This window comes from Caballeronia sordidicola, from assembly GCF_002220365.1.
GTDB lineage: Bacteria > Pseudomonadota > Gammaproteobacteria > Burkholderiales > Burkholderiaceae > Caballeronia > Caballeronia sordidicola_C.
This window is the reverse complement of the sequence record NZ_MTHB01000027.1, coordinates 1-24,137: the sequence shown is the minus strand read 5'-3', so window position 1 is coordinate 24,137 and position 24,137 is coordinate 1. Positions and strand designations below refer to the sequence as shown.

Sequence of the window (24,137 nt, the reverse complement as noted above, 5' to 3'; positions counted from 1 at the left end):
CCCTACGCCCTGTTTCGAATTCAATTCTAAAAACATTTCTTCGGACTTTCGATGCCGTTTTCGTTCTCGCTTCCGTCCCTCCCCCGGCGGGGACCTGGGGGTTCCCGTTCGTCGCTGCGCTCATTTACTGCGGCCCTTATCTCGGTCTCCGTTGCCGTCTCGTCGATCGCTACAGCCACGCCCGCGCACGCCGAGGGCACCATCCGAATCGCGGAGCAGTTTGGTGTGGTGTATCTGCTGCTGAACGTCGCGCGGGACCAAAAACTGATCGAACAGGAAGGCAAGAAAGCAGGCGTCGATATCAAGGTGGATTGGCTGAAGTTGTCGGGAGGAGCCGCAATCAACGACGCACTGCTGTCCGGTTCCATCGACATTGCGGCCGCAGGCGTGGGGCCGCTGATGACAATCTGGGACCGCACGCACGGCAAGCAGAACGTCAAGGGCGTAGCCTCGCTCGGCAACCTGCCGTACTACCTCGTATCGAATAATCCGAACGTGAAAACCATCGCGGATTTCACGGAGAAGGACCGCATTGCGGTGCCGGCCATATCGGTGTCCGTGCAATCGCGCGTGCTGCAGTTCGCCGCGGCGAAGCGCTGGGGCGACAAGGACTACGATCGCCTGGACAAGCTGACTCAAGCCGTTCCGCACCCGGATGCCGCCGCCGCGATCATTGCCGGTGGAACGGAGATCACCGGGCACTTCGGCAATCCGCCGTTCCAGGAACAGGAACTGGCGGGCAATCCGAAAGCGCATATCGTACTGAATTCCTACGATGTCCTCGGCGGCCCCAGCTCGGCCACCGTGCTCTACGCGACTGAAAAATTCCACGATAACAATCCTAAGACGTATCGTGCATTCATCGCTGCGATGGCGGATGCCGCGCGCTTCGTCTCGGCGAATCCGGAAGCGGCTGCGGATACCTATATCCGCGTGAACAACGCCAGGATCGATCGCAAGCTGCTGATCGGGATCATCAAGAACCCGGACACGCAGTTCAAGATCACGCCGCAAAATACGCTTGGGCTCGCCCAGTTCATGTACCGGGTCGGCGCGATCAAGAACGAACCGAAATCATGGCAAGACTATTTCTTCGCCGATCCGGCGCTCGGCAACGGAAGCTGAAGCTGCCTGCTGCATGGCCTCGTTTTGACAACGCCCGCGATGTAGTTCACCGCGGGCGTTTTTTCGACCATCGCTTGAACATACGATCACGGCACTGGAACGACAAAACCGTCGCTTATGCGTCGGCGTGTTTTGAATATGCGCAATGATTGGTTCACGCGCACGCGACGCCCCGCTAAGGTCGTGTTTTATGCATGAATGCACAGCCATGGCCGCCAACCCCACCGTTCTTTATCCGCCGCCCGGAAGCAGTGATTCTCCCGCGACGAGCGCGAAGCTTCTCACCGTCGATAACGTCAGCCTCGAGTACCGCACCCGCGAGCGCATCGTGCGCGCCACGCATGAGGTCAGCTTCGACGTTTATGGCGGCGATCGTTTCGTGCTGCTCGGACCGTCCGGTTGCGGCAAGTCAACGCTGCTGAAAGCGGTGGCAGGCTTTATTGAACCAACCGCGGGGTCGATCCGGATCGACGACAAACCGGTGCGCGGTCCCGGTACGGACCGAATTGTCGTGTTCCAGGAATTCGACCAGTTGCCGCCGTGGAAAACCGTGCTGCAAAACGTGGCGTTTCCGTTGCGCGTCGGGAAGAAGCTGAGCCGCGCGGAAGCGCGCGAACGAGCACTGCATTTCCTCGATAAAGTCGGCCTGACCGCTTTTGCCGATGCTTACCCGCACACGCTTTCCGGCGGCATGAAACAGCGCGTGGCGATCGCTCGCGCATTGGCGATGCAACCCCGCGTGCTGCTGATGGACGAACCGTTCGCCGCGCTGGACGCCCTCACACGCCGCAAGATGCAGGAAGAACTGCTGCGCTTATGGGACGACGCGAGTTTCACGCTGCTGTTCGTCACGCACTCGATCGAGGAGGCGCTGATTGTCGGCAACCGTATCTTGCTGCTGACACCGCATCCCGGCCGGGTTCGCGCCGAGTTGAACAGCCATCAATTCACCAAGGACAGCGCGGGACGCACCGACTTTCAGCAGAGCGTTGCGCGCATTCATCGGCTGCTGTTCGAAGACACGGAGGCCGTTCAATGAGCACGCCGACTATCCCCTCGTTCGAACCTGTCGCACTCGTGCCGCCGGTTCGCGAAGAATACGAACGTTCCCCCGAACCGCTGCAGGATGTCGCCGTGGAGGCGCCCTTACCGTTCGGCAAGCGGCTTTCCAATCAGACGTGGTTACGCAAGGCGTTGATCGCCCTGGTGCTGATCGGGATATGGGAAGCGGCTGCGCGTGCGGTCGGCAACGACCTGCTGTTGCCTACCTTCACCGACACATTGACAGCCTTCGTACAAGGTATCTGGTCGGGGGAACTGATCGCTAAAACGGCGATCTCGTTGTCCGTCCTGTTGCGAGGTTATCTGCTCGGCGTGGTGCTGGCGTTCGTGCTGACGTCGCTTGCCGTGTCCACGCGTTTTGGACGCGACCTGCTGTCCATGCTGACCGCCATGTTCAATCCTTTGCCATCCATCGCGCTGCTACCGCTCGCGTTGCTGTGGTTCGGCCTGGGGACTGGAAGCCTGTTATTCGTGCTCGTGCATTCGGTGTTGTGGCCGCTTGCGTTGAACACCTACTCCGGCTTTCAATCGGTACCGGAAACGCTGCGCATGACCGGCCGCAACTACGGGCTGAAGGGGCTTCGGCATGTGCTGCTGATCCTCGTTCCCGCAGCCTTGCCTTCGATCCTGGCCGGGCTTCGTGTGGGCTGGGCGTTTGCATGGCGAACGCTGATCGCGGCGGAACTGGTGTTCGGCGCCAGCTCCGGAAATGGCGGCCTCGGCTGGTACATCTTTCAGAACCGTAACGAGCTTTATACGGATCGCGTATTCGCGGGATTGGCGGCCGTTATCGTGATCGGTCTGGTCGTCGAGCATCTCGTCTTCGATACCTTCGAACGGCTTACCGTGCGTCGTTGGGGCGTACAGCGCTAGAGAGCCCGACACGCGACTGGTGGCCAAAAAAAGGCCCGCAGGGAGCACCCGGCGGGCTGAACGCGTGGTTGAACCTCACGCCTTGTCGACTGGAGTTGCTTACCGGTGAGCCGCGCCCATCACGCCGCTCACCGCCTCCTTTCAACCATCCAATGGCCGTCAATTTTCCAAAAGATCTTCAAACACGCTTCAAAACACGCTTCAAAATACGCTTCAAAATACATTAACCGGGACATTCACCATCAATCGATAAACATCGCTGGTGGAATCCGAGTAGTACTTGCTGCCATGGTGATGCATGTAATAGAACTTGGCCGTGGCTCCCTTCAGCTTTCCCGAGCCAAACGTATAAGACGGAATGAAGCCGAACTCGTAATGGGTGCCATGAACCGGCTCGCCATTCTTCCAGTAGAGATCATGCAAGGCGCTTGAAGAATCGGCGTACCGATTCGCCATGTCTGATGCATCCGCTCCCCAACCATACGCGGTCCACATCGTCATTTTCAGACCCGGAACGCCGTACCCGCTCATGTTGACCGTGTAGCTGAGCGACAATGATTTTTCGTGCGGCGCGTTGTAGTCGACATCGAGTGAATTCGCCAGATAATCACCAGCGGACTGGCCGACATAATCGAAGAACTGATTGCTGGCGATCTGCTGGAATCCGACAGCTACGGTATGCGCGTTGTGCGTGCCTGAGAACTGCAAGCTATACGCGTGGTTATTGATCGAGCCTTCGCGACTCTGCCCCACATCATGGGTGTAGTAATAGGTCAAGCCGCCCGTCCAGCGGATCTGCGACGGGTCCCCAATGCTGCGCGAGAGCGACAGATAGTATTGATCCCACACATTTTCAGCACGGCTTCCGTATAACGACACGGCCGTATCGTCATTAGGCGTGTAGTCACCGCCCGCGAACGTGAAGCGGCTGAAGTGCGTGCCGCCGTACTCGGTCGACAGCGACGAGACGCTGGTCTGGCCGCGCGCCAGCACTGCGTCCACGCTCCCCGCCTTGAGCGTCAGGTTCTTGATCTCTTCGCTCGCGAGGGAAACACCCCGGTAGGTTGGCGGCAATGCGCGGTTATCGTGAGGAACGAGAAAGGGACTATCGAATAACTGCTGACCATATTTAACAACTGTATTCGATACCCGCGCTTTCACGTCCCACACGCCCGGGTAGGTCCATGCAAGCTGATTCTGACCGCTTTGCCCGTCGTGATTCAGATGCACGCGGTTTCCCGCGCCCTGCCCGCCGTTCAACTTGAATGCGCTGAACAACGACGCGTCAAAACCAACACCGAATAATCCGCGCGTATACCCCGATTCAAATACCGCCTGATTGCCGAGAACCGAAGCGTCTTTCTTTTTGATACCTTCGGACTCGAAGTGTTCGGTATAACTGCGAAATAAAAGATTGAAATGTGAATCTTCAATAAAGCCCTTGGACTTCGCCTGATTGCTGATCGGCGCGTCGGCTTCCGAATTCGGCGGCGAACTGGGAGGCGCCTCAGTATGGCGTGATTCAACATCGTCATCGTCCGCGAAAGCGGACATGGCCGGATTCATCAAACCAGCGAAAACAATTAGAGATAGAGCGATTGAATGCTTTTGTTGTTTCATGTGCTTGTCTCTTAATTCTTTATGGGCAGCGAGTAAAGAGGGCCGATGGCCGTTCTCATATAAATTCAGCGCGTGCAAAAATGCTCACGCCGGGCTCGGAACGACTCACCGGAGGGTTGTGACTGCAGGGACTACGGGGACTACGGGGACTACGGGAACTACAGGAACTACGGATACTTCACGATTGGCCAAACGACTCCCCGGTCCCCGTTAAGAACGACTCCCCGGTCCCCGTTAAGAACGGGGACCTTTAGTCCTGCCAGGGGGTGTCGAAACGGCAGTTAAATAAGGCGGATAACCAAGCGAATGTCAGGCGAGTAAGCAGGCTGCCGCAACTCCATGTTCAAGCGTGCGCAGCGGCGGCACTTCAACCGAACAACGCGCCTCCGCTATCGGGCAACGGGTATGAAAGACGCAACCCGTTGGGGGATTGATCGGACTGGGAATGTCGCTGGACAGGATCTGCACGACCTTCGTGCGTTCGATAGCGGGATTCGGCACCGGTACCGCGGAAAGCAACGCGCGCGTGTACGGATGCCGAGGACGGGCGTAGAGCGAATGTTTGTCGGCGAGCTCCATGACGTGGCCGAGGTACATCACCATCACTCGGTCCGAGATATGCTTGACGACGGCCAGATCGTGCGCAATGAAGATCAGCGCGAGCTTCATTTCCTGCTGCAAGGACTTGAGCAGGTTGACAATCTGCGCCTGGATCGAAACGTCGAGGGCCGACACGGGTTCGTCGCAGACAATCAGCTTCGGCTCCACGATCAACGCACGCGCAATCCCGATACGCTGGCATTGCCCGCCTGAAAATTCGTGCGCGTAGCGGTTGATCATCTGCTCGCGCAGACCGACCTTGGCCATCATCGCGCGCACCCGCTGGTTCATTTCGTCCTTCGACATACCCGGACGATGTTCACGCAAAGGTTCCGCAATGATCTGGCCCACGGTCATGCGCGGATCGAGGGACGCCAGCGGGTCCTGGAAAATCATCTGGATGTCGCGCCGCACACTGTGCCATTGCTTCGTCGTAGCGCCGCTGAGATCCTTGCCCATCCACACGATTTCGCCATGCGTAGCAGGAATGAGATTGAGGATGGCACGCGACAAGGTCGACTTGCCGCATCCCGATTCGCCCACCACGCCGAGCGTCTCGCCGGCCATCAGATCGAAACTCACGCCGTCCACAGCCTTCAGCGTGCGCGAGCGCGCCCACGGCAACTTGCTCTTCGCCTTGACGTTGAAATGAACCTGGACGTCGCGCACGGACAGGATGGTTTGCTCAGACATGGGCCACCTCATGCAACGACTTCATCTGCTCGACCGGGCGATTGCAGGCTCGTAGCCAAGTAGTGTCGCCGCCAAACGATTCGAGCGGCGGCACTGACTCGGCGCAACGCTGGCTTGCATCTATGCAGCGCTCCTGGAACGGACAACCAGACGGCGGATGCGCCATGTTCGGCGGATTACCGGGAATGCCGACGAGCGGCGCGTCGCTCTGATCGAGCCGCGGCAGTGCGCGCAGCAAACCGATGGTATAGGGATGCGAAGGACGGGCGAACAGGTTGTCCGCGTTGCACTGTTCCATCACGCGGCCGCCGTACATGACCATCACTTGCTCGCATAGACCGGCGACCACGCCGAGGTCGTGCGTGATCAGCACGATCGCCGTGCCGAAGTCGTGTTGCAGGTTGCGCAGGAGTTGAAGAATCTGCGCCTGGACCGTGACGTCGAGCGCGGTGGTTGGCTCGTCGGCAAACAGCACTTGCGGTTCGCACAGCAGCGCCATTGCGATCATCACGCGCTGGCGCATGCCACCGGACAGTTCGTGCGGGTATTGATCGATACGATGTGCGGCTTCGGGAATGCGCACCGCTTCCAGCATTTCGATCGAGCGTTTCTTCGCAGCGCGCCTCGTCATGTTCTTGTGCAGTTCAAGCACTTCCGTCATCTGGCGTTCAATTGTCAGATACGGATTCAGCGACGTCATGGGATCCTGGAAGATCATGGAAAGCCGATTGCCGCGAATGCGGTTCAGCTTCTTCGCCGGCATGCTCAGCAGGTTCTCGCCCTGATAGATCGCGCTGCCCTTTGCACGGCCATTGGTTGCGAGCAGCCCGAGCATGGCGAGCACGCTCTGGCTCTTGCCCGATCCCGATTCGCCGACGATGCCGAGCGTGCTGCCTTCTTCCAGGTCGAAACTCACGCCGTTGACTGCGCGGACCACGGCGTCGGGCGAGTCGAAGGCCACTTCCAGATTACTTACCTTGAGCAGTGACATGGTGCTTACCGATCCTTCGGGTCGAGCGCGTCGCGCAGACCGTCGCCAACAAAGTTGATGCAATACAGCGTCACCGACAACAACGCCGCCGGGAACAAGAGAATCCAGGGGGCCGTTTCCATCACACCCACGCCATCCTGAATCAGCACGCCCCAACTGGTCATCGGCTCTTGAACGCCGAGTCCAAGAAACGATAGAACGGACTCCGTAAGAATAACGCCAGGAACCGTAACCGTTGTGTAAATAGCCACGATGCCGAGCAGGTTCGGAACAATGTGGCGCAGGATGATGCCGCTGGTAGAAACGCCGATAGCGCGCGCTGCTTCAATGTATTCCTTCGACCGGATGGCAAGCGTCTGGCCGCGTACGACGCGCGCCATGTCCATCCAGGAGAACACGGTAATGGTGAGCACCACGAGGTAGAACTCGCGGCCAAGCAGCGTGACCATCAGGATGGCGATCAACAGGTACGGGATCGCATACATCATGTCGACAATACGCATCATCGCGTTGTCCACGCGCCCGCCTACGAAACCCGCGATAGCACCCCACACAATACCGAGCGTGACCGACGTCAGCGTGGCGAGCCCACCGATCATCAGCGAGACACGGCCGCCCACCAGGCAGCGCACGAGCAGGTCGCGGCCGGTGTCGTCCGTGCCGAACAGATGCCAGTTTGCAAACGTTGGCGTGGAACTCATCATGTTCCAGTCGGTGGAATCGAACGCGTTCGGCAGCAGCATGGGGCCAATCGCGCAGGCCAGCGTGATCAACAGCAGGATCACGAGACTTGCCACGGCGGCCTTGTTGCGCGCAAAGCGCATGCGGGCGTCCTGCCAGGGGCTGCGGCCTTCCACCGGCATGGCCAGCACGCTCTCGAGCGCGGGGACGAGCGTTCCTTGTTTCATTGCGGACCTCATGCTGGTTGACTCATTTTTCAGTAGCGGATTTTCGGATCGAGCCACGCATACGCGAGGTCGACCAGCAGATTGAGCAGTACCGCGACCACCGTCACCAGCACGACCAGTCCCAGCACGAGCGTGTAGTCGCGGTTAGCCGCGCCGTTCACGATCAGCTTGCCGACTCCCGGCAACGAGAATACGGATTCGGTGACGACCGCTGCCGTGATCGAGCCGATCGCGAGCGGACCGATCACCGAGACCACGGGAATCATGGTCGGCCGCAGCGCATGGCGCATCACGACCGTCCAGCGCGACAAGCCCTTGGCGTAGGCCGTCCTGATGTAGTTGGTGTTCATCACCTCGATCAGGCTGCCACGTGTCACGCGTCCCACGGTCGACACGTTGATGATGGTCAGCAGCGCGACGGGCAGCACCATGTATCGCACATGAAAGCCGTTCCAGCCGCCGGCCGGGAGCCACTTCAGCAGGATTGCGAACACCAGTATGAGAACCGGTCCGATCACGAACGAGGGAAACGCGCTACCCGCGTTGCTGATGATCATCAGCAGATAATCCGCCGGGCTGTTGCGATACAGCGCCGCGACGATACCGAGCGCAACGCCGAGCACAATGGCGAGCACCATGGATACACCGCCGATAGTCAGGGACACCGGCAGCGCACGCAGCACGAGGTCGTTGACGCTCCAGTCGGCGTATCGGAACGACGCGCCCAGGTCGCCGTGCAGGAGACTGTTGAGATACAGCAGATACTGCTTCCACAGCGGCTCGCCGAGATGGTATTTCGCCTGCAAATTGGCGAGCACTTCGGCGGACACCTTGCGCTCACCGTCGAACGGACCGCCCGGGGTAGCGTGCAGCAGCAGATAGCATACTGTAATGACAATCAGCAGCGTAGGCACCGTCAACAGCACGCGCCTCAACGTATAAGACCACATGGGACATCTCTCCTGGCGGCGTCGCGACAAAGCGCGTCACGGCAACCGCCTCTTGCTGTTTGCTGGATGATAGTGCGGGTTATTGCGGGTTATTGCGTCGCGCTCAGTGCGCCACGATATACATGTCCTTGCTGCGGTAACGGTCCATCGGGTTCTTCAGCGAATACCCGCCCACATAGCTTTTCACCAGCCGGACCGTGGTGTATTGCAGCAGCGGCAGGATCGGATAGTCGTCCATCACGAGCTTCGCGGCCTGGGTTTGCAACTGCGTGCGTTTAACCTGGTCCGTGCTGTCGTTCGCTTCTTTGATAAGCGCGTCGGCCTTGGGATTGCAATTGCCGCTGTCGTTCTGGTCCGAACCGCATTGCACAAGCTGCAGGAAGGTGGTCGCGTCGTTATAGTCTGCGACCCAGCCATTGCGTGCAATCTGGTAGTCGCCGGCATGACGCTTCTTCAGCAGGACCTTGAACTCCATCGCGTCGATCTGCGTGTCCAGACCGAGCTTCGTTTTCCATTCGGAGGCCGCAAAAATAGCCATTTTTTTGTGATAGTCGCTCGTATTCGTCGCGAAGTGCAGCGTCGTGCCCGGCTTCACGCCGGCTTGCGCGAGCAGCTTTTTCGCTTCTTCCACGCGCTTGGCCATCGGCCACGTCGACCAGTCGTAAGCCGTCACGTCCGCGCCCTTCACACCCTTCACAATGACACCGTACGCGGGGATCTGGCCGTCCGCGGTGACCCGCTGCGCAAGGATGTCGCGATCGATCACCATGGAGAGCGCCTGGCGCACGCGCACGTCCTTGAGCAGGGGATCCTTGTTGTTGAACGAGTAGTAGCGCAGCCCCAGCATCGGCGCGATCTTCATGTCGGCGGCGAACTCCTGCTTGTATTTCGGGTACATGCCGGACGGCAACTGATACACCCAGTCGTTGTCGCCCGACTGGAACAGCTTGATGTCCGAGGTCTCGCTCTCGACAGGCAGATATGTCACCTGCGACAACTGCACGTGGGCCGCATCCCAGTATTGCGGATTGCGTGCCAGCACGAGCTTGTTGTTCACCTGCCAGTCCTTGAGCATGAACGCGCCATTGCTCACCAGCTTGCCGGGTTTGGTCCAGTCGCGGCCGTACTTATCGACGGCGGCCTTGTTGACCGGACCCAGATTCGTATTCGACATCAGTTCCGGGATGAACGACACCGGATACGGCGTCTTGATCTCGACTGTGTACGGGTCGATTGCGCGCACGCCCAACGTGTCCGGTGACTTCTTGCCCGCCACGATTTCAGCGCCGTTCAGCAAGAAGATGCCAAACGTACTGGCATACGGCGAAGCAATCTTCGGGTCGACCAGGCGCTGGCAGCCGTACACGAAATCGTTCGCGACAACCGGCTCGCCGTTGGACCATTTGGCATTCTTTCGCAGATGGAAGATCCACGTGGTTGCATCCTTCTGCTCCCATTTTTCCGCCACGCCCGGCACAACGGTCCCGTCGGCATCGGTTGCGGTCAGCCCTTCGAACAGATCGCGCGTGACGTTGTTGGCCGGCACGGTCTCAGCCAGGTTCGGATCGAGCGTCTCGACCTCGGACGCGTTGTTGCGCACCAGTTCCTGCTTGGCCGCAAGCTGCACGCCGGGCGGCACGATAGCCGCATGAGCCAGATGAACATTGCTTGCGGCTGCAACGCAAACACTCGCTGCAAGGGCGGGAAGCCACTTGTTTGAAACGCGGCGATGAACAGCATCGCCCGGACGAAAAAACGCGTCAACGCGGGTGCTACGGGCTACGAGAGCTGCAAACAACGTCATGGGGATCCTTATTTTTTATGCGTTCATCAAGCACTGATCGGCGGAGCATAAGGGCTTTTGACCCTGTGCAACGCGGCGATGCATGCCGTTATGTGTGGCTATCTGTTGCTATGTACCGCCGTTCGCGTGCCGAAGCAGACGCACAGCGGCCAGCATCTTAGCCCACCTAACATTTCGCTTTCGAATTTACCGATCAAGGTTGGCATTGTGTACCTGCCCTTGTCGCGTATTCGTCTCCTTCTCCAACAAATACCTTCAAAAATCTTTACACATGTCCTACGAACCGGCGACATAGGCGAGTTCGCGGGGAGTATTTCAGAGCAATAAAGTGGAATCCACTCACATGTGCTTATAGGCCATGTGTTTTGGGTATAGGCAAGCGGTGTAGGGTTTCACTTGCGCTTCATATACGCGCGCGCGGCCGTAAGTCAGCAGGCACGCGTGGTTCGCGCTACCATCGGCGTCCTTGGGATTCGTAGAAGGTGATTCGAGACAATGATCCGTTTTCGACAGATAGAAGCTTTCCGCTCGTTGATCATGATGGGTACTAGCGTCGGCGCCGCGCGCGCGCTGCACGTCACTCAGCCCGCCATCAGCCGCCTGATCGCGGATTTAGAGGCTGACCTCGGTTTCAGCCTGTTCAGCCGCGTGGGCGGTCGTTTGAATCCGACTAACGCCGGCTTGCGCTTTTATAAGTCGGTCGAAGAGAACTTCCTGGGGCTGGAGCGCCTGAAACAGGTCGCCGAGATTATTCGCGACGAAGCGTCCGAAGGGCTGACCGTCGCGTGCATGCCGGTGATCGCGAGCACCCTGCTGCCGCCCATCCTGGCCGACTTCGTCGAGCGTCATCCGGGCGTGCCCATTCGTGTCGACTCGGTAAAGGTCCCCGAGGTGCTTACGATCCTGCAAAACCATAAGGCGGACGTCGCCATCAGCCAGGCGTTTGCGGCAGTTGCGGGAATCGAGGTGGAGAAACTGCTGCACGCGCGGGCGCAGTGCGCGATGCCGGCGTCGCATCGGTTGGCGAAGAAAAAAACCGTGCGGGCGCAAGACCTGCGCGGCGAACGCATCATCGGCTGGGTGCCGAACTCAAGGCAACCCTATGCGGCCGAACAATCGGTGTTCTCGGCCGGCGAAGACCGGGCGAACTATACAGTGCTGACCGATACCGCGCACACGCGCTATGCGATGGTCGCGGGCGGCCTGGGTGTATCGATCGTCGAACCGTTTGCAGCCAAGGTGTGGCGCGCGCACGGCGTGGTCGTGCGGCCGTTCGATGCCGCAATCGAATACGAATACGTGCTGTCGTATCCGAGCAGCGGCATACGCTCGGATCTGGTCGCTTCGTTTCGCGAGTCCGTGCTGCGTGTCGTGGCAACGTACTCCCTCGACGAAGCACCGGCATCCGCAAGCGCCGAGGCCTGACGCTCGCGCCCCGCTCCGCGCTTTCACCGCAGCGGCGGGACGCCGTCAACACAGGTCGTGATGGCCCCCCTGGCCGGATGGTTCGCGTAACTTGTGATCCCCCACGCCGGACCATCACGCCCCTGCTCGAGGTCATGCACGGGGCTTCCCACCCTTTCGTAATCAATTACGCCCGTGGTATAAGCCCCGGAGCGTCTCCGCCTGAGCGCTTCGCCGGAAAAGCGACGGGAACAGACCATTACCCCAGGCGGATGCCCATTTTCAGGAGGAGCAAGATGTCCATGAAGAAGTCCATGAGTTCGCTGCATCGCGCACGTCCGTTCGCGCTTGGAACGCTCGCTGCTGCGGCGTTTTCGCTCTCGTTCGGGTTTGTCGAAAGCACACCCGCTTACGCGAAAGTCGCGCCGCAACCCGCTGTCCTGACGGCATCCGCAGTGGCAGTGGCTGACAAGTTCGCAGCCGATGCCGCAGAGCAGGTCCTCAAGGAAGGCGGCAATGCCGTTGATGCGGCGGTCGCGATCGCTTTCACGTTGGCGGTGACGTATCCGGAAGCCGGCAACCTGGGTGGCGGCGGTTTCATGACGCTCTACGTGGATCATCGCCCCTACTTCCTCGACTACCGTGAGCGCGCCCCCATTGCAGCCACGAAGAACATGTATCTCGATGACAAGGGCGAAGTCATCAAGGGCATGAGCCTGTACGGGTATCGCGCGGTCGGCGTGCCGGGCACGGTGTCGGGCATGTGGGAAGCGCAGAAGCGCTTCGGCAAGCTGAAATGGAAACAGGTCGTCGCACCCGCGATCAAGTATGCGCAGGACGGCTTTGAAGTCAGCGACCAACTTCAGGAACGCAAGGACGCCGCATCGAAGGACTTCGCAGGCAAGACCAATTTCGACAGTTACTTCGGAGGCCTGAATAAAGGCGTGAACTTCAAGCAGCCGGAACTGGCTGCCACGCTTCAACGCATCTCGGACAAGGGTGCGAAGGGTTTCTATGAAGGCCAGACGGCGGACCTGATTTCCACGGCCATGGCCGGCCATGGCCTGATCACATCGCAGGACTTGAAGGAATACAAGGCGGTCTGGCGGCAGCCGGTGCTCGCAAGCTGGAACGGCTATCGCATCATCACGGCGCCGCCGCCGAGTTCCGGCGGTATCGGTCTGGTCCAGTTGCTGAAGATGAAGGCCGATCTCAAGGACAAGTATGCCAACGTCCCGCTCAATTCCGCGCAATACATTCACCTGACGGCTGAAATTGAAAAACGCGTGTTCGCGGATCGCGCCCAGTATCTTGGGGACCCCGATTTCTACAAGGTGCCGATCGCGCAACTCATCGACGACGACTACATCTTGAAGCGTGCATCCGAGGTCAATCCCGACGCGCCGTCGGATACCAAGAGCGTCGTTCCGGGCCTGGGCACCACGATGCCGGAAAAGGCTGAAACCACGCACTTCTCGGTGGTCGACAAGTGGGGCAATGCGGTATCGAATACGTACACCATCAACGGCTATTTCGGCTCTGGTGTGGTGGTGGACGGCGCGGGTGTCGTGCTGAACGACGAGATGGACGACTTCTCCTCGAAGCCGGGAGTCGCGAACATGTTCGGCGTAGTGGGCAGCGACGCGAACGCCATTGAACCGCGCAAGCGTCCGCTTTCGTCGATGACACCGACCATCCTCACGAAGGACGATCAAGTCGCCATGGTGATCGGGACGCCGGGTGGCTCGCGAATCTTCACATCGATCTTTCAGGTGATCAGCAACGTCTATGACTTCTCGATGCCTTTGCCTGAAGCAGTCGCGGCAATGCGTTTTCATCATCAGTTGCTGCCGCCGAACACGATTTTTTGGGAGCCGTACAAGCCCATTGAAGGCGATCTGGCGAAGCAACTGGAGGCGAAGGGATATACCCTGACAAAGCAGGGGTTCAACGGCGATATCCAGGTCATCAAGATCGATGACAAAACGCCGGAACCTGCTGCCGATCCGCGCGGCCGGGGCGTGACGCGCGTGATCCAGTAAGCGGGCGCGTTAGCTCCAGGTCGGTTTTAGACAGACAAAAGGGCCAGGTCACTCAAGACCGGGCCCTTTTGCTTTTATACCGTGCGCGAATTCCCTCAAAGCCGTATTGGAACGGACCTTATAAGGATCGCGGCATGACTGGAATCCCGTTTTTGAGATTGGAGGCGGCTTAATGTTGCCCTAGTCTCTGTGCTGGCCCCAGTCCAATGCGTTGGCTCCCGCCAACACTATAAATAAACCTATCGAGACGACCCTGAAGACAGCGTGCCCGGACGGCTGTTGACCGCCCAGCCCACTTGTTTCAGCCTGCTGATAAAGGAGAACAGCTCATGATGGAACCCCACATCCAGCCACTTGGCGGCATCGACATCCAGGATGACGCACCCGCGTCCCAATCAGGCGGATTGATCGACCGATACTTTCAAATCAGTGCGCGCGGCAGTACGCAACGGCGCGAAGTAATCGCCGGGATCACTACCTTCCTGGCGATGGTTTATTCCGTGTTCGTCGTCCCGGAGATGCTCGGCAAGGCCGGATTCGACACACGCGCCGTCTTCGTGGCGGTGTGCCTGACGACTGCGTTCGGTTCGCTCTTGATGGGCATCTGGGCTCGCTTGCCGATCGCGATCGGCTGCGCCATCTCGCTCACCGCATTCACCGCTTTCGGGCTGGTGTTGGGCAAAGGGCTCTCACCGGCCGTCGCGCTCGGCGCCGTCTTCCTGATGGGCGTCACCTTCACCGCGATCTCCGTCACCGGCGTGCGCTCGTGGATCCTGCGCAATCTGCCGGCAGGCGTCGCACATGGCACGGGGATCGGGATCGGCTTGTTTTTATTGCTGATCGCAACGAACGATGTCGGCCTGATCGTCAAGAACCCGGGCGCTGGTTTGCCCGTTTCGCTCGGCCATATCACCGCGTTTCCGGTGCTGATGTCGATCTTCGGACTCGCGGCAATCATCGGGCTGGAACGCCGGCGGGTGCCGGGCGGGATCTTGCTGGTGGTGGTCGGGTTGTCGGCGCTGGGACTGGCCTTCGATCCCGCCGTCCGTTTCACCGGCGTGTTCGCGCTGCCCTCGCTGAGCGCGCCTGGCCATGCTTCGCTGATCGGCGCGATGGACATTCGCGGCGCCCTTTCGCTGGCCGTGCTGCCGAGTGTGTTTGCACTGGTGATGACCGCCGTCTTCGATGCCACCGGCACGATTCGCGCGGTGGCAGGGCAGGCAGGTCAGATCGATGAGAAAGGCCGGATTGTGAACGGCGGCCGGGCGTTGACGGCGGACTCGGTCAGCTCGATCGTCGCCGCGTGTCTCGGCGGTGCGCCGGCTGCGGCCTATATTGAATCGACAGTGGGCGTAGCGGCCGGTGCGAAGTCAGGCCTCGCGGCCGCGACCGTTGGCGTGATGTTCCTGCTGGTGATGTTCTTTTCGCCGCTCGCTGGACTTGTGCCCTCGTACGCAACGGCGCCGGCACTGATGTACGTCGGATTGCTGATGCTGGCAAGCGTGAGCAAGCTTCACATGGACGATCTTGTCGACTCCATGTCCGGTCTTGTCTGCGCCGTATTCATTGTGCTGTCGGCCAATATTGTGACCGGCATCATGCTCGGCTTCTGTACGCTCGTGGTCGGGCGCGTGATAGCCGGCGAATACAAGAAGCTGAACGTTGGCACGGTGGTGATTGCCGCAGTGCTCGCCGCGTTTTATCTCGGCGGATGGGCAATCTGACCTGACGGGCTAGCAAGCGTTTAGCTCAGCCAGCACGTTCCAGCACGTTCAGTATTGACACGCCCCGGTTGCCGGCATTTCCCGGCAACCGCCTTGACTCAGACAAGGCAGCCTGATCGGCGTTCGAGAGCGATGAAGCGGCTCGATCAGACCGTCGATTCAGCGATTGGCCAAGCTCCAACCGATTTACTTCCGGCGATACGCTTCAGCCAGCACTGCGCAATTTTGCAGATGCAGGTTCAGCGCATGGGCAGCTTCGCGGCGCACGACAGCCTTCGCCTTGCGGAACCAGGAACCGAACGAAACGATCAGCGAACTTTGAGCGGTGGTTTTCATGAGAGCACCTCAGCGCGAATTAAGGGATTACCCGTTAGGGAATACCCTTATTATACGCATTCGATGCTGCATTGCAAAAAGATTTTGAGATCGGCGGGATATAGACAGCGTCAACGCAACAGCGCGTAACTCAAGCTGGATTGGACTGGCCCTTGTTTTCTAAGCCGGTACTGGACGCAGAGGAACGCCCTCTGCGCCAACGAGCGTGCTCAAGGCACGACGGAAAGAAACAGGAAGGTCGCGAAAATAACCAGGTGAACCACGCCTTGAAGCACTGTCGAGCGCCCGGTGCCAAGCGTCAGGACACTCACTATCAAGGTCAGTGCGAGCAATACGATTTCCTTCGGACCCAGGCCGAGAGCGATCGGTTGGCTGATCGCGAGCGACACCACCGCTACGGCTGGAATGGTCAGCCCAATACTTGCCAGCGCCGACCCAAGCGCCAGATTCAAGCTCGTTTGCAACCGGTTCAATCGCGCTGCGCGTAATGCGGCGACGCCTTCCGGCAGCAGCACCAGCGCGGCGATCACCACACCCACCACCGCCTCAGGCGCGCCGGCACTGGCAACGCCCGCCTCGACTGCCGGTGACAACAACTTCGCCAGCCCAACCACTGAAATCAGCGAAAGCAGCAGCAAACCGCCCGAGGCCCACGCGTAACCATCGGTTGGAAGCGGTGCATGAACGTCGTCGGATTCGGCTCGATTCGGATCGAGCGCGGGTACCGGCGGCAGGAAATAGTCGCGATGCCGCACGGTCTGCACGAACACAAACACAACGTACAACACGAGCGACGTCACGCCCACAAACACCAGTTGCGACGTCGACAACCCCGGCCCTATCACCGTGCTGGTGAAGTTGGGCAAAACCATTGTCAGCACCGACAGCGCACACAGGATGGCGAGTGTCGCGCTTGCGCCCTGCAACTGGAAATTCTGCTCGTGATGGCGCATGCCGCCCACGAGCAGGCAAATCCCGACAATCCCGTTGCACACGATCATGATCGCGGCGAATACAGTGTCGCGCGGCAACGCCGCTTTTTCCGGGCCGCCCGACACCATGACGGAAACAATCAACGCCACTTCGATCACCGTGACCGCGATCGCGAGCACCAAGGTGCCGAACGGCTCGCCCACTCGATGCGCCACCACTTCGGCGTGGTGAACCGCGGCAAATACGGCCGCCGCGAGTGCGATGGCGGCGAGTACTAACAGGAAGCCGTTCGGCATGGCGAACGTCAGTCCCAGGATGACAAGTGCGGCAAATGGCGCAATGCACGTCCAGTCCAGCTTGAATTTCATCGATGCTCCAGGTCGGTGCTGCGTGTGGATGGAAGTGTCGGGAAGGCCGACCGGATGTAGGGTTTAGTCCGGCCCGAATACTTGAAAGTGCCGTCAGATTACAGGTTCTTGGCCCTGACGGCCTCTCGCAGGGCTTGCAACAACCGTCCGAAGATGCATTGGCGGCTGTAGACAGCGCGCCTGCCTGCGAAATGTTGGGGAACCGTAAACCGTTACGCGTCAGTGAGTTGGCCGTGGCTCACGCACGTTGTCCACATGGCTATCCACAAAAAATGTGGATAAGTCGCGTCTTCGATTTTAGTCGGTAGCGTGTGTCAGTTGGCTACTCGTGGGCAAGTCCGCAGCGCTCCATCCGCCGCCCAGCGCCTTCACAAGCGCGATGCTCGCTTCCATCCGGCGGCGTTCGATCTGCACGGCCGCTCGCTGGTCCGACAACACGATCGTCTGCGTCACCACCACGTTCAGATACGTCACCGCACCGTTCTCATAACGATTACTGACGCTGCCGAGTGAACGTTGCGCGGCATCGACGGCTTCACGTTGAGCGTTCGCCTCGCGCTGCAATACCAGAAGTCCGGTCAGGTTGTCTTCCACCTGCCCGAACGCGCTGAGCACTGTCTGGCGATAATTCGCCACGCGTTCATCGTAGGCAGCACGTGCCGCGTCGCGCGCCGCCGCCCGGCCGCCAAAGTCCAGGACGGTAAATGCCAGTTGCGGTCCGAGCGACCAGAAGCGGCTCGGCGCCATCAGCCAGGAACTGAAGTTCGTGGCCTCCAGGCCCCCGGTAGCCGCCAGCATCAGGTTCGGAAAAAACGCCGCCGTCGCAACGCCGACTCGCGCATTCGCTTCGGCCACCCGGCGCTCCGCCGCGGCAATATCCGGCCGCCTTTCCAGCAGGGTCGACGGCAAGCCCAGCGGCAAGACCTCAAGCACCACCGCCGGGTTCGGCGTCTGGCGTTCATTCAGCGGCGCGACATCAAGGGAAAAGGAGGACGGCGGCTGGCCCACTAAAATGGCGATGGCGTTAATCAGGCTGCTCTTGGTGATCTCCAGGTCGATGAGTTGCGCCTGCGTCGACTTGAGCTGTTCCTGTGCCTGGGCCACATCCGATTCAGCTGCCACGCCGTGATCAAAGCGGTCCTGCGTAAGACCGAGCGCCTTCTGGTAAGCGTCGAGTGTCTGTTGCAGCAGACGCTCCTCCTGCACAGTGCTGCGCAGATCGAAGTAATCGGTGGCGAGTTCGGCCTGCATGGATAGCAGTGCGCTTTGCAAGTCCGCCGCACTTGCCTGCGCTTGCGCCTGGCCGCCCTCCACCGCCCGCGAGATGCGGCCCCACAGATCCGGCTCCCACGAAACCTGCGCGTTGATCGAATAGTCGGGCAGCGTGACGCCGGCGCTCGACTTGTACAGCACATTCTGCGAGACACGCGTCTGATTAAACGCGGCGTTCGCGCTCACGGTCGGAAAATACAGCGCGCGGCTCTGCGCAACCGCGGCCCGCGCACCCCTGAAGCGCGCCGCCGCTGCAGCCACATCCTGATTCGCAGCCGCCACCTGCACTTCCAGTTGATTCAGTTGCGGATCGCCATAACTTTCCCACCACGGGGCGCGAGGATGCGTGTCGGCGGGCTGAGCGGGTTTCCAGTCCTTCGATGCCGCCAGCGCCTGCGGATCAGCGGATTTGTACGCAGCGGGCACGGGCGCCACCGGCCGGACGTAATCGGGACCCACCGTGCAAGCGGCGAGCATCGACACGGCCCCGGCGACCAAATATGACCGTGCCGCGCTCATGAACTTGTCTCCCCTTCCGACGCTGCCTTGCTGCCCTGCGGCGCGCTTTTCCCAATCCGGACAACGGCACCGTCGACGATCGCATCCGGCGGATTCACAATCACGCGCTCGTCACCTGTCAGGCCCGACTGGATCGTTACGCGTGTGCCGTAATCGGTGCCGAGCACGATCGGCACCAACTTGACCCGCCCATTTGAATCGACGGTCGCCGCGCGCACGCCTTCCGGCCTGAACAGCAGCGCATTGCCCGGCAACATCAGCGCGGCATCGTCGCTGGTCAGGTTGAAGCGCACCTGGGCGTATTCGCCGGCGAGCAGGTCGCCGGCGGGATTCTTGACATCGACCTCGACGCGCATCGTGCGAGCGACCGGGTCGACGGCGCCGGCGGTCCGCACTGTTACGCCCTCGAACTTGCGGCGTCCCTGGTCGTTCATCAGCAATTCGGCCGGCAAGCCCACATGCACGAGCCGCGCATCATTCTGCGGGACATCGACGAACACGCGCAACGTGGTTGCATCCTGGATATGGAACAGTTCACGGCTTGCGCTCGCGCTGCCCGCGTCGATCAGTTGGCCTACGTCGGTATTGCGCACCGTCACCACGCCGTCGAACGGCGCCAACACCCTCTGGAATGACGCAAGTTGCGCAAGCCTCGACACATTGGCCTGCGAGGCATTCAGCGTCGCTTGCTTCGCCAGCAGATCACCGCTCTTTTCGTCCGCTTCCTGCCGCGATACCGAATTGTTTTTCAGCATCGACGCCCAGCGGTCGGACGTGGTTTTCGCCAGCGTGTAGTTTGCCCGCGCGGTCTGTTCGTCGGCACGTGCCTGCCGCAGTTGATCGTCGGTTTCCGGTGCATCGATCTCCGCGAGCAACTGGCCTTTCTTCACATGCTGGCCAATATCCACGTACCAGTTGCGCAGATACCCGCTCGTGCGCGCGAAGATCGGGGCGTCGGAGAAGGCGCGGATATCGCCGGCGAGAATCAATTCCTGCGATGGTTTCGCGCGCATCGGCCGGATCACCTCGACGGTCTGCACGCTGTTGCGATCAGCGTCGCGCTCCAGCTCCGCGTGCGCCGCATGCCTGGAAAAAATGCCCTGCGCCGCCAGCACGATCACCACGACGATCACGGCAAGCAGCCACCAGCGGCTGCGTCGCGACGGTGGTTTTCCATGCGGTTCCTGTTGTTGCGTTCCCATCGTTGCTCCAGATACGGCTCGGTTTTTTGTCGCTGTCGCTTATTCAGTGCCCGGCACGTGCGCGCCGTCCGTGCCGGCTTTGTCGTCGCGTGCCGCGACCCGCCGGTACACCATCGAGAACACCACGGGCACGAAAAACAGCGTGGCCACCGTGCCGACCATCAGCCCGCCGATCACCGCGCGCCCGAGCGGCGCATTCTGCTCGCCGCCCTCGCCTAGTCCGATTGCCATGGGCACCATGCCGATCATCATCGCCAGCGCAGTCATCAGGACCGGTCGGAAACGTGTGAACCCGGCTTCGAGCGCGGCCGCCACGGCGTCGCCATGCTCCTGCAACTCCGTGCGCGCAAAACTGACCACCAGGATGCTGTTCGCCGTCGCGATACCGATGCACATGATCGCCCCGGTCAACGCCGGAATGGACAAGGTGGTATGCGTGAGGAACAGCATCCACACGATGCCCGCAAGCGCTCCCGGCAACGCGGTGATGATGATGAACGGATCAAGCCACGACTGGAAATTCACCACGATCAGCAAGTACACGAACACCACCGCGAGGATCAGCCCGAGCGCCAATCCCTTGAACGACGCGTTCATGGTTTCCACCTGCCCGCGGATCTGGATCCGGGTGCCCTTGGGAAGCTGGCTGCGGGAGTCGTCGATCAAGCGTTGTACGTCGTCGGATACGCCGCCCAGGTCGCGCCCCTCGGTGGTCGCGTACAGATCGATGGCGGTCTGCGCGTTGTAGTGGTTGATCACGGCATCGACCGATGTGCGCGACAAGTTCGCCAGCGACCCGAGCAAATTCGTATTGCCAGTTGGACCGTTGAGAGGAATATTGGCGACCGATTGCAGCGAATCCATGTCGTATTGCGGCGCGGTGGTGATGACGTTGTAGCTCACGCCATTCGCCGGATTGAGCCAGAACGTGGGCGTGGTCTGCTGGCTTCCTGAAAGCGTGATGAGCAGATTGTTCGCCACGTCCTTCTGCGTGAACCCGGCTTGCAGCGCCTTGGTCCGATCCACCTCAACATTGATACGCGGCAGGTCGGAAGGCTGCTGGATGCGGGCATCGACAAGACCCGGCACGCGCCGGATCTTCTGCAACAAGTGCTGCGCGAAAACCCGGGCGCCATTCACATCGCGTCCAACCAGTTGAACATCAAGCGGCGCAGGCGTGCCGAAGTTCAGTATCTGGCTCACGATGTCCGCCGGCAGGAACGAGAACTCGACGCCCGGAAACTCGTGCGGCAAACGCCTGCGCAGTTCATGCACGTAGTCAGCGGTCGGCTTGTGATTTTCGTTGAGACTGACAAGCACGTCGGCATCGGCTGAACTGATCGTGCCCGTGTTGCTGTACGAGAGATTGATGCCGGATACCGGCAAGCCGATGTTATCGATGATCGAACGTACTTCGTTCTTCGGGATCAACTGGCGGATGCGCTGGTCGATCCGATCCGTCAGCGCCGCGGTTTCTTCGATCCGCGTGCCAGTGTGCGTGCGGAAATGCAACGCGATTTCGCCCGAGTCAACGGTCGGAAAAAAATCGCGCCCAAGGAACGGCGCGAGTCCGAACGACAGCAGACAGCAGAGCAGGAACACGAGCGAAAACCGTCCCGGGTTCGCGAGACGCGCTTCAAGAACGCCGCGATAACGCTTGCGCACGCTCTCGAACCGGTGCTCGAAGGCGACGTGAATGCGCACGAACGGATTGCGTGAACCCTTGAGGCGGGACACATCGCCGCCCATTTGCTGATGACCCCGCAGCAGGTATTTCGCGAGCGTCGGAATCAGCGTACGCGAGAAGAAATACGACGCAAGCATCGCGAACACCACGGCTTCAGCCAGCGGCACGAACAGATAATGCGCGACGCCCGTGAGCAGGAACATCGGGATGAACACGATGCAGATGGACAGCGTGGACACGAGCGTCGGCACGGCGATCTGCTGCGCGCCATCGAGGATCGCATGTTCGAGTTCCTTGCCCTGCTCCAGGTTCTGCGAGATGTTTTCGATCGCGACGGTGGCGTCATCGACGAGAATCCCCACCGCCAGCGCCAGGCCGCCAAGCGTCATGATGTTGATGGTCTGCCCGATCGCGGCCAGCGCCACGAGCGAGGCCAGCATCGACAGCGGAATCGATACCGCGATGATCAGCGTCGCGCGCCAGCTACCGAGAAACAGCAGCACCATCAGCGCCGTGAGGCCGGCCGCGATCAGCGCTTCACGCAGCACGCCCGAGATCGCCGCGCGCACGAACAGCGACTGATCGGACGTCGGTTCTATGTTGAGCGAGTCCGGCACGAGACCGCGCAATGTCGGCAACAGCTCCTTCACGCGCGAGACGATATCGAGTGTCGACGCGTTGCCGCTCTTGTTCACCGTCAACAGCGCGGCCCGCGTGCCGTCCACCCGCACAATGTTCGTTTGCGGCTGGAAGCCATCGCGAACGTGTGCAACATCCTTGATGTAGATCGTGCCGCCGGGCCCGGTCTTGATCGGAATGTCGTTCAGCCCTTCAATGCTGCCAGGGCTCGCGTTGAGCCCAACCGAATACTCCGTCGGCCCGATCTTGGTCGTGCCGGTCGGCAAGATCAGGTTCTGCACGCTGATCGCATTGACCACGTCCATGGGCGAGAGGTTCTTCGCCTGCAGCTTGCGCGAGTCGATATCGACCATGATCTGGCGTTGCTTGCCACCGTAAGGCAGCGGCACGGAAGCTCCCTGCACGGTGGCAAGCTGGGTCTTGAGAAAGCTGTTGCCGTAGTCGTAAAGCTGCTGCTCAGTCAGAGAACTTGACGATAGCGCGAGCCGCAGGATAGGCACCGTGGACGCGTTGAAGCGCAGGATGTTCGGCGGCGTGATGCCCGGCGGCAGCGAGCGCAACTGAGTCTGCGACAGCGCGGTGATTTCCGCGATCGCTTCATCAACGTTGGCATTCGGCTGGAAGTAGATGCGGATGATCGCAATGCCCGGCAGCGACTGCGATTCAATATGTTCAATATCGTTGACCGCCACCGACAAACCACGCTCGTAATTGAGCGTGATGCGCCGCTCCATCTGATCAGGGGGCAGGCCGTTGTAAGACCAGATCACGCTGACGACGGGAATATCGATGTTCGGAAAAATATCGGTAGGGGTGCGCAGGATCGTCAGCGGTCCGATGATCAGCAGCAACAGCGACACCACGATAAACGTGTACGGACGCGATAAAGCGAGTCTGACGATCCACATCGAAAGTTGGCTTGTCGTTTGAGTTCATTTGCCTCTCGCGGCCCGCACGAGAACTTCCACGACGATGACACAAATACGCCGTCTTAAACAAATGGCGCGAGCGTTTGCGCGTGGTTTTCCGCGCATAGCTAGGGCAAACACTAGCAGCGTGTCGGAGTTGAACAGGAAAAGTGCCACCCAATGGTCGACGTGCTTAAAAAACAGCAGGAGAGGTGAAATTTTGACGGGTTTCCCCGTTATTTCCTTAGTTATCCAAATTCTTGATGTAATTTGGCCATGCGCTTCACATTCCAGGCCAGGCAAACCAGACTCCATTCGCCATTGACCTTTTTCAGACCGCGCAAAGAGAACTGCCGAAAGCCCATCACCGACTTGATGATGCCGAAGACGGGTTCGACCGTCTGCTTGCGCAAGGCATACAGGGCACGCCCGGCCTTTGTCTTCAGGCGATGCGCCATGCTTTGCATCGGGGTGGCC

18 protein-coding genes are annotated in these 24,137 nt (G+C 60.1%); 6 read left to right on the top strand and 12 right to left on the bottom strand.

Going from position 1 to position 24,137, the window contains the following annotated elements:
- Positions 1-51 precede the first annotated feature (51 nt).
- From BSU04_RS03570 to BSU04_RS03560, 3 genes are all read left to right on the top strand, one after another.
- Positions 52-1,125 (top strand): ABC transporter substrate-binding protein, encoded by a 1,074-nt coding sequence (locus BSU04_RS03570; RefSeq protein ID WP_089159298.1) that lies wholly within the window; start codon positions 52-54, stop codon positions 1,123-1,125.
- A 208-nt stretch (positions 1,126-1,333) separates the two neighbouring features.
- A complete protein-coding gene (locus BSU04_RS03565; RefSeq protein ID WP_089159297.1) occupies positions 1,334-2,164 on the top strand; it encodes an ABC transporter ATP-binding protein in 831 nt (276 codons plus the stop codon).
- Positions 2,161-3,060, top strand: coding sequence for an ABC transporter permease (locus BSU04_RS03560; protein WP_089159296.1), 900 nt, complete (start codon positions 2,161-2,163; stop codon positions 3,058-3,060). The genes BSU04_RS03565 and BSU04_RS03560 overlap by 4 nt, the downstream gene beginning before the upstream one ends.
- Positions 3,061-3,273: 213 nt before the next feature.
- On the opposite strand, the gene BSU04_RS03555 is transcribed toward BSU04_RS03560, so the two are convergent.
- The 6 genes from BSU04_RS03555 to BSU04_RS03530 form a co-directional block, all read right to left on the bottom strand.
- The gene (locus tag BSU04_RS03555) at positions 3,274-4,614 is read right to left on the bottom strand and encodes an OprD family porin (RefSeq protein WP_256982089.1); all 1,341 of its coding nucleotides are present in this window, start codon (positions 4,612-4,614) and stop codon (positions 3,274-3,276) included.
- 375 nt (positions 4,615-4,989) lie between these two features.
- Positions 4,990-5,973: a murein tripeptide/oligopeptide ABC transporter ATP binding protein OppF gene (gene oppF / locus BSU04_RS03550; RefSeq protein ID WP_089159294.1), complete on the bottom strand. Its 984-nt coding sequence runs from the start codon at positions 5,971-5,973 to the stop codon at positions 4,990-4,992.
- Positions 5,966-6,964, bottom strand: coding sequence for an ABC transporter ATP-binding protein (locus BSU04_RS03545; protein WP_089159293.1), 999 nt, complete (start codon positions 6,962-6,964; stop codon positions 5,966-5,968). Before BSU04_RS03545 ends, oppF begins: the two co-directional genes overlap by 8 nt.
- Positions 6,965-6,969: 5 nt before the next feature.
- Positions 6,970-7,872 (bottom strand): ABC transporter permease subunit, encoded by a 903-nt coding sequence (locus tag BSU04_RS03540; RefSeq protein ID WP_179258190.1) that lies wholly within the window; start codon positions 7,870-7,872, stop codon positions 6,970-6,972.
- Between the two features lie 29 nt (positions 7,873-7,901).
- The gene (locus BSU04_RS03535; RefSeq protein ID WP_089159291.1) at positions 7,902-8,822 is read right to left on the bottom strand and encodes an ABC transporter permease subunit; all 921 of its coding nucleotides are present in this window, start codon (positions 8,820-8,822) and stop codon (positions 7,902-7,904) included.
- Positions 8,823-8,925: 103 nt separating this feature from the next.
- A complete protein-coding gene (locus BSU04_RS03530; RefSeq protein ID WP_089159290.1) occupies positions 8,926-10,626 on the bottom strand; it encodes a peptide ABC transporter substrate-binding protein in 1,701 nt (566 codons plus the stop codon).
- Positions 10,627-11,121: 495 nt separating this feature from the next.
- Here BSU04_RS03530 and BSU04_RS03525 point away from each other — a divergent pair, with 495 nt between their 5' ends.
- The 3 genes from BSU04_RS03525 to BSU04_RS03515 all read left to right on the top strand — a co-directional run bounded on the left by BSU04_RS03525 (position 11,122) and on the right by BSU04_RS03515 (position 15,796).
- Positions 11,122-12,051: a LysR substrate-binding domain-containing protein gene (locus BSU04_RS03525; RefSeq protein ID WP_089159289.1), complete on the top strand. Its 930-nt coding sequence runs from the start codon at positions 11,122-11,124 to the stop codon at positions 12,049-12,051.
- 293 nt (positions 12,052-12,344) lie between these two features.
- Complete coding sequence (gene ggt / locus BSU04_RS03520; protein WP_089159420.1) at positions 12,345-14,072, top strand: gamma-glutamyltransferase; 1,728 nt, start codon at positions 12,345-12,347, stop codon at positions 14,070-14,072.
- 329 nt (positions 14,073-14,401) lie between these two features.
- A complete protein-coding gene (locus tag BSU04_RS03515; RefSeq protein WP_089159288.1) occupies positions 14,402-15,796 on the top strand; it encodes an NCS2 family permease in 1,395 nt (464 codons plus the stop codon).
- A gap of 186 nt (positions 15,797-15,982) precedes the next feature.
- Here the strand turns inward: BSU04_RS03515 and BSU04_RS46220 are convergent, their stop codons facing one another.
- The 6 genes from BSU04_RS46220 to BSU04_RS03490 all read right to left on the bottom strand — a co-directional run.
- Positions 15,983-16,132 (bottom strand): hypothetical protein, encoded by a 150-nt coding sequence (locus BSU04_RS46220; protein ID WP_179258188.1) that lies wholly within the window; start codon positions 16,130-16,132, stop codon positions 15,983-15,985.
- A gap of 209 nt (positions 16,133-16,341) precedes the next feature.
- The gene (locus BSU04_RS03510) at positions 16,342-17,433 is read right to left on the bottom strand and encodes a calcium:proton antiporter (RefSeq protein ID WP_089159287.1); all 1,092 of its coding nucleotides are present in this window, start codon (positions 17,431-17,433) and stop codon (positions 16,342-16,344) included.
- Between the two features lie 297 nt (positions 17,434-17,730).
- Positions 17,731-19,224, bottom strand: coding sequence for an efflux transporter outer membrane subunit (locus BSU04_RS03505; RefSeq protein ID WP_089159286.1), 1,494 nt, complete (start codon positions 19,222-19,224; stop codon positions 17,731-17,733).
- Positions 19,221-20,426 (bottom strand): efflux RND transporter periplasmic adaptor subunit, encoded by a 1,206-nt coding sequence (locus BSU04_RS03500; RefSeq protein WP_089159285.1) that lies wholly within the window; start codon positions 20,424-20,426, stop codon positions 19,221-19,223. The genes BSU04_RS03505 and BSU04_RS03500 overlap by 4 nt, the downstream gene beginning before the upstream one ends.
- Positions 20,427-20,465: 39 nt before the next feature.
- Positions 20,466-23,660: an efflux RND transporter permease subunit gene (locus BSU04_RS03495; RefSeq protein ID WP_089159284.1), complete on the bottom strand. Its 3,195-nt coding sequence runs from the start codon at positions 23,658-23,660 to the stop codon at positions 20,466-20,468.
- Between the two features lie 248 nt (positions 23,661-23,908).
- Positions 23,909-24,137: transposase (locus BSU04_RS03490; RefSeq protein ID WP_144021110.1), on the bottom strand; the 229-nt coding region annotated here is incomplete at its 5' end.

Excerpts from the sequence above, each read along its gene's own strand:
- BSU04_RS03570 (WP_089159298.1), top strand. The coding sequence starts at position 52 with ATGCCGTTTTCGTTCTCGCTTCCGTCCCTCCCCCGGCGGGGACCTGGG.
- BSU04_RS03565 (WP_089159297.1), top strand. The coding sequence starts at position 1,334 with ATGGCCGCCAACCCCACCGTTCTTTATCCGCCGCCCGGAAGCAGTGAT.
- BSU04_RS03560 (WP_089159296.1), top strand. The coding sequence starts at position 2,161 with ATGAGCACGCCGACTATCCCCTCGTTCGAACCTGTCGCACTCGTGCCG.
- BSU04_RS03555 (WP_256982089.1), bottom strand. The coding sequence starts at position 4,614 with ATGTCCGCTTTCGCGGACGATGACGATGTTGAATCACGCCATACTGAG.
- oppF (WP_089159294.1), bottom strand. The coding sequence starts at position 5,973 with ATGTCTGAGCAAACCATCCTGTCCGTGCGCGACGTCCAGGTTCATTTC.
- BSU04_RS03545 (WP_089159293.1), bottom strand. The coding sequence starts at position 6,964 with ATGTCACTGCTCAAGGTAAGTAATCTGGAAGTGGCCTTCGACTCGCCC.
- BSU04_RS03540 (WP_179258190.1), bottom strand. The coding sequence starts at position 7,872 with ATGAAACAAGGAACGCTCGTCCCCGCGCTCGAGAGCGTGCTGGCCATG.
- BSU04_RS03535 (WP_089159291.1), bottom strand. The coding sequence starts at position 8,822 with ATGTGGTCTTATACGTTGAGGCGCGTGCTGTTGACGGTGCCTACGCTG.
- BSU04_RS03530 (WP_089159290.1), bottom strand. The coding sequence starts at position 10,626 with ATGACGTTGTTTGCAGCTCTCGTAGCCCGTAGCACCCGCGTTGACGCG.
- BSU04_RS03525 (WP_089159289.1), top strand. The coding sequence starts at position 11,122 with ATGATCCGTTTTCGACAGATAGAAGCTTTCCGCTCGTTGATCATGATG.
- ggt (WP_089159420.1), top strand. The coding sequence starts at position 12,345 with ATGAGTTCGCTGCATCGCGCACGTCCGTTCGCGCTTGGAACGCTCGCT.
- BSU04_RS03515 (WP_089159288.1), top strand. The coding sequence starts at position 14,402 with ATGATGGAACCCCACATCCAGCCACTTGGCGGCATCGACATCCAGGAT.
- BSU04_RS46220 (WP_179258188.1), bottom strand. The coding sequence starts at position 16,132 with ATGAAAACCACCGCTCAAAGTTCGCTGATCGTTTCGTTCGGTTCCTGG.
- BSU04_RS03510 (WP_089159287.1), bottom strand. The coding sequence starts at position 17,433 with ATGAAATTCAAGCTGGACTGGACGTGCATTGCGCCATTTGCCGCACTT.
- BSU04_RS03505 (WP_089159286.1), bottom strand. The coding sequence starts at position 19,224 with ATGAGCGCGGCACGGTCATATTTGGTCGCCGGGGCCGTGTCGATGCTC.
- BSU04_RS03500 (WP_089159285.1), bottom strand. The coding sequence starts at position 20,426 with ATGGGAACGCAACAACAGGAACCGCATGGAAAACCACCGTCGCGACGC.
- BSU04_RS03495 (WP_089159284.1), bottom strand. The coding sequence starts at position 23,660 with ATGTGGATCGTCAGACTCGCTTTATCGCGTCCGTACACGTTTATCGTG.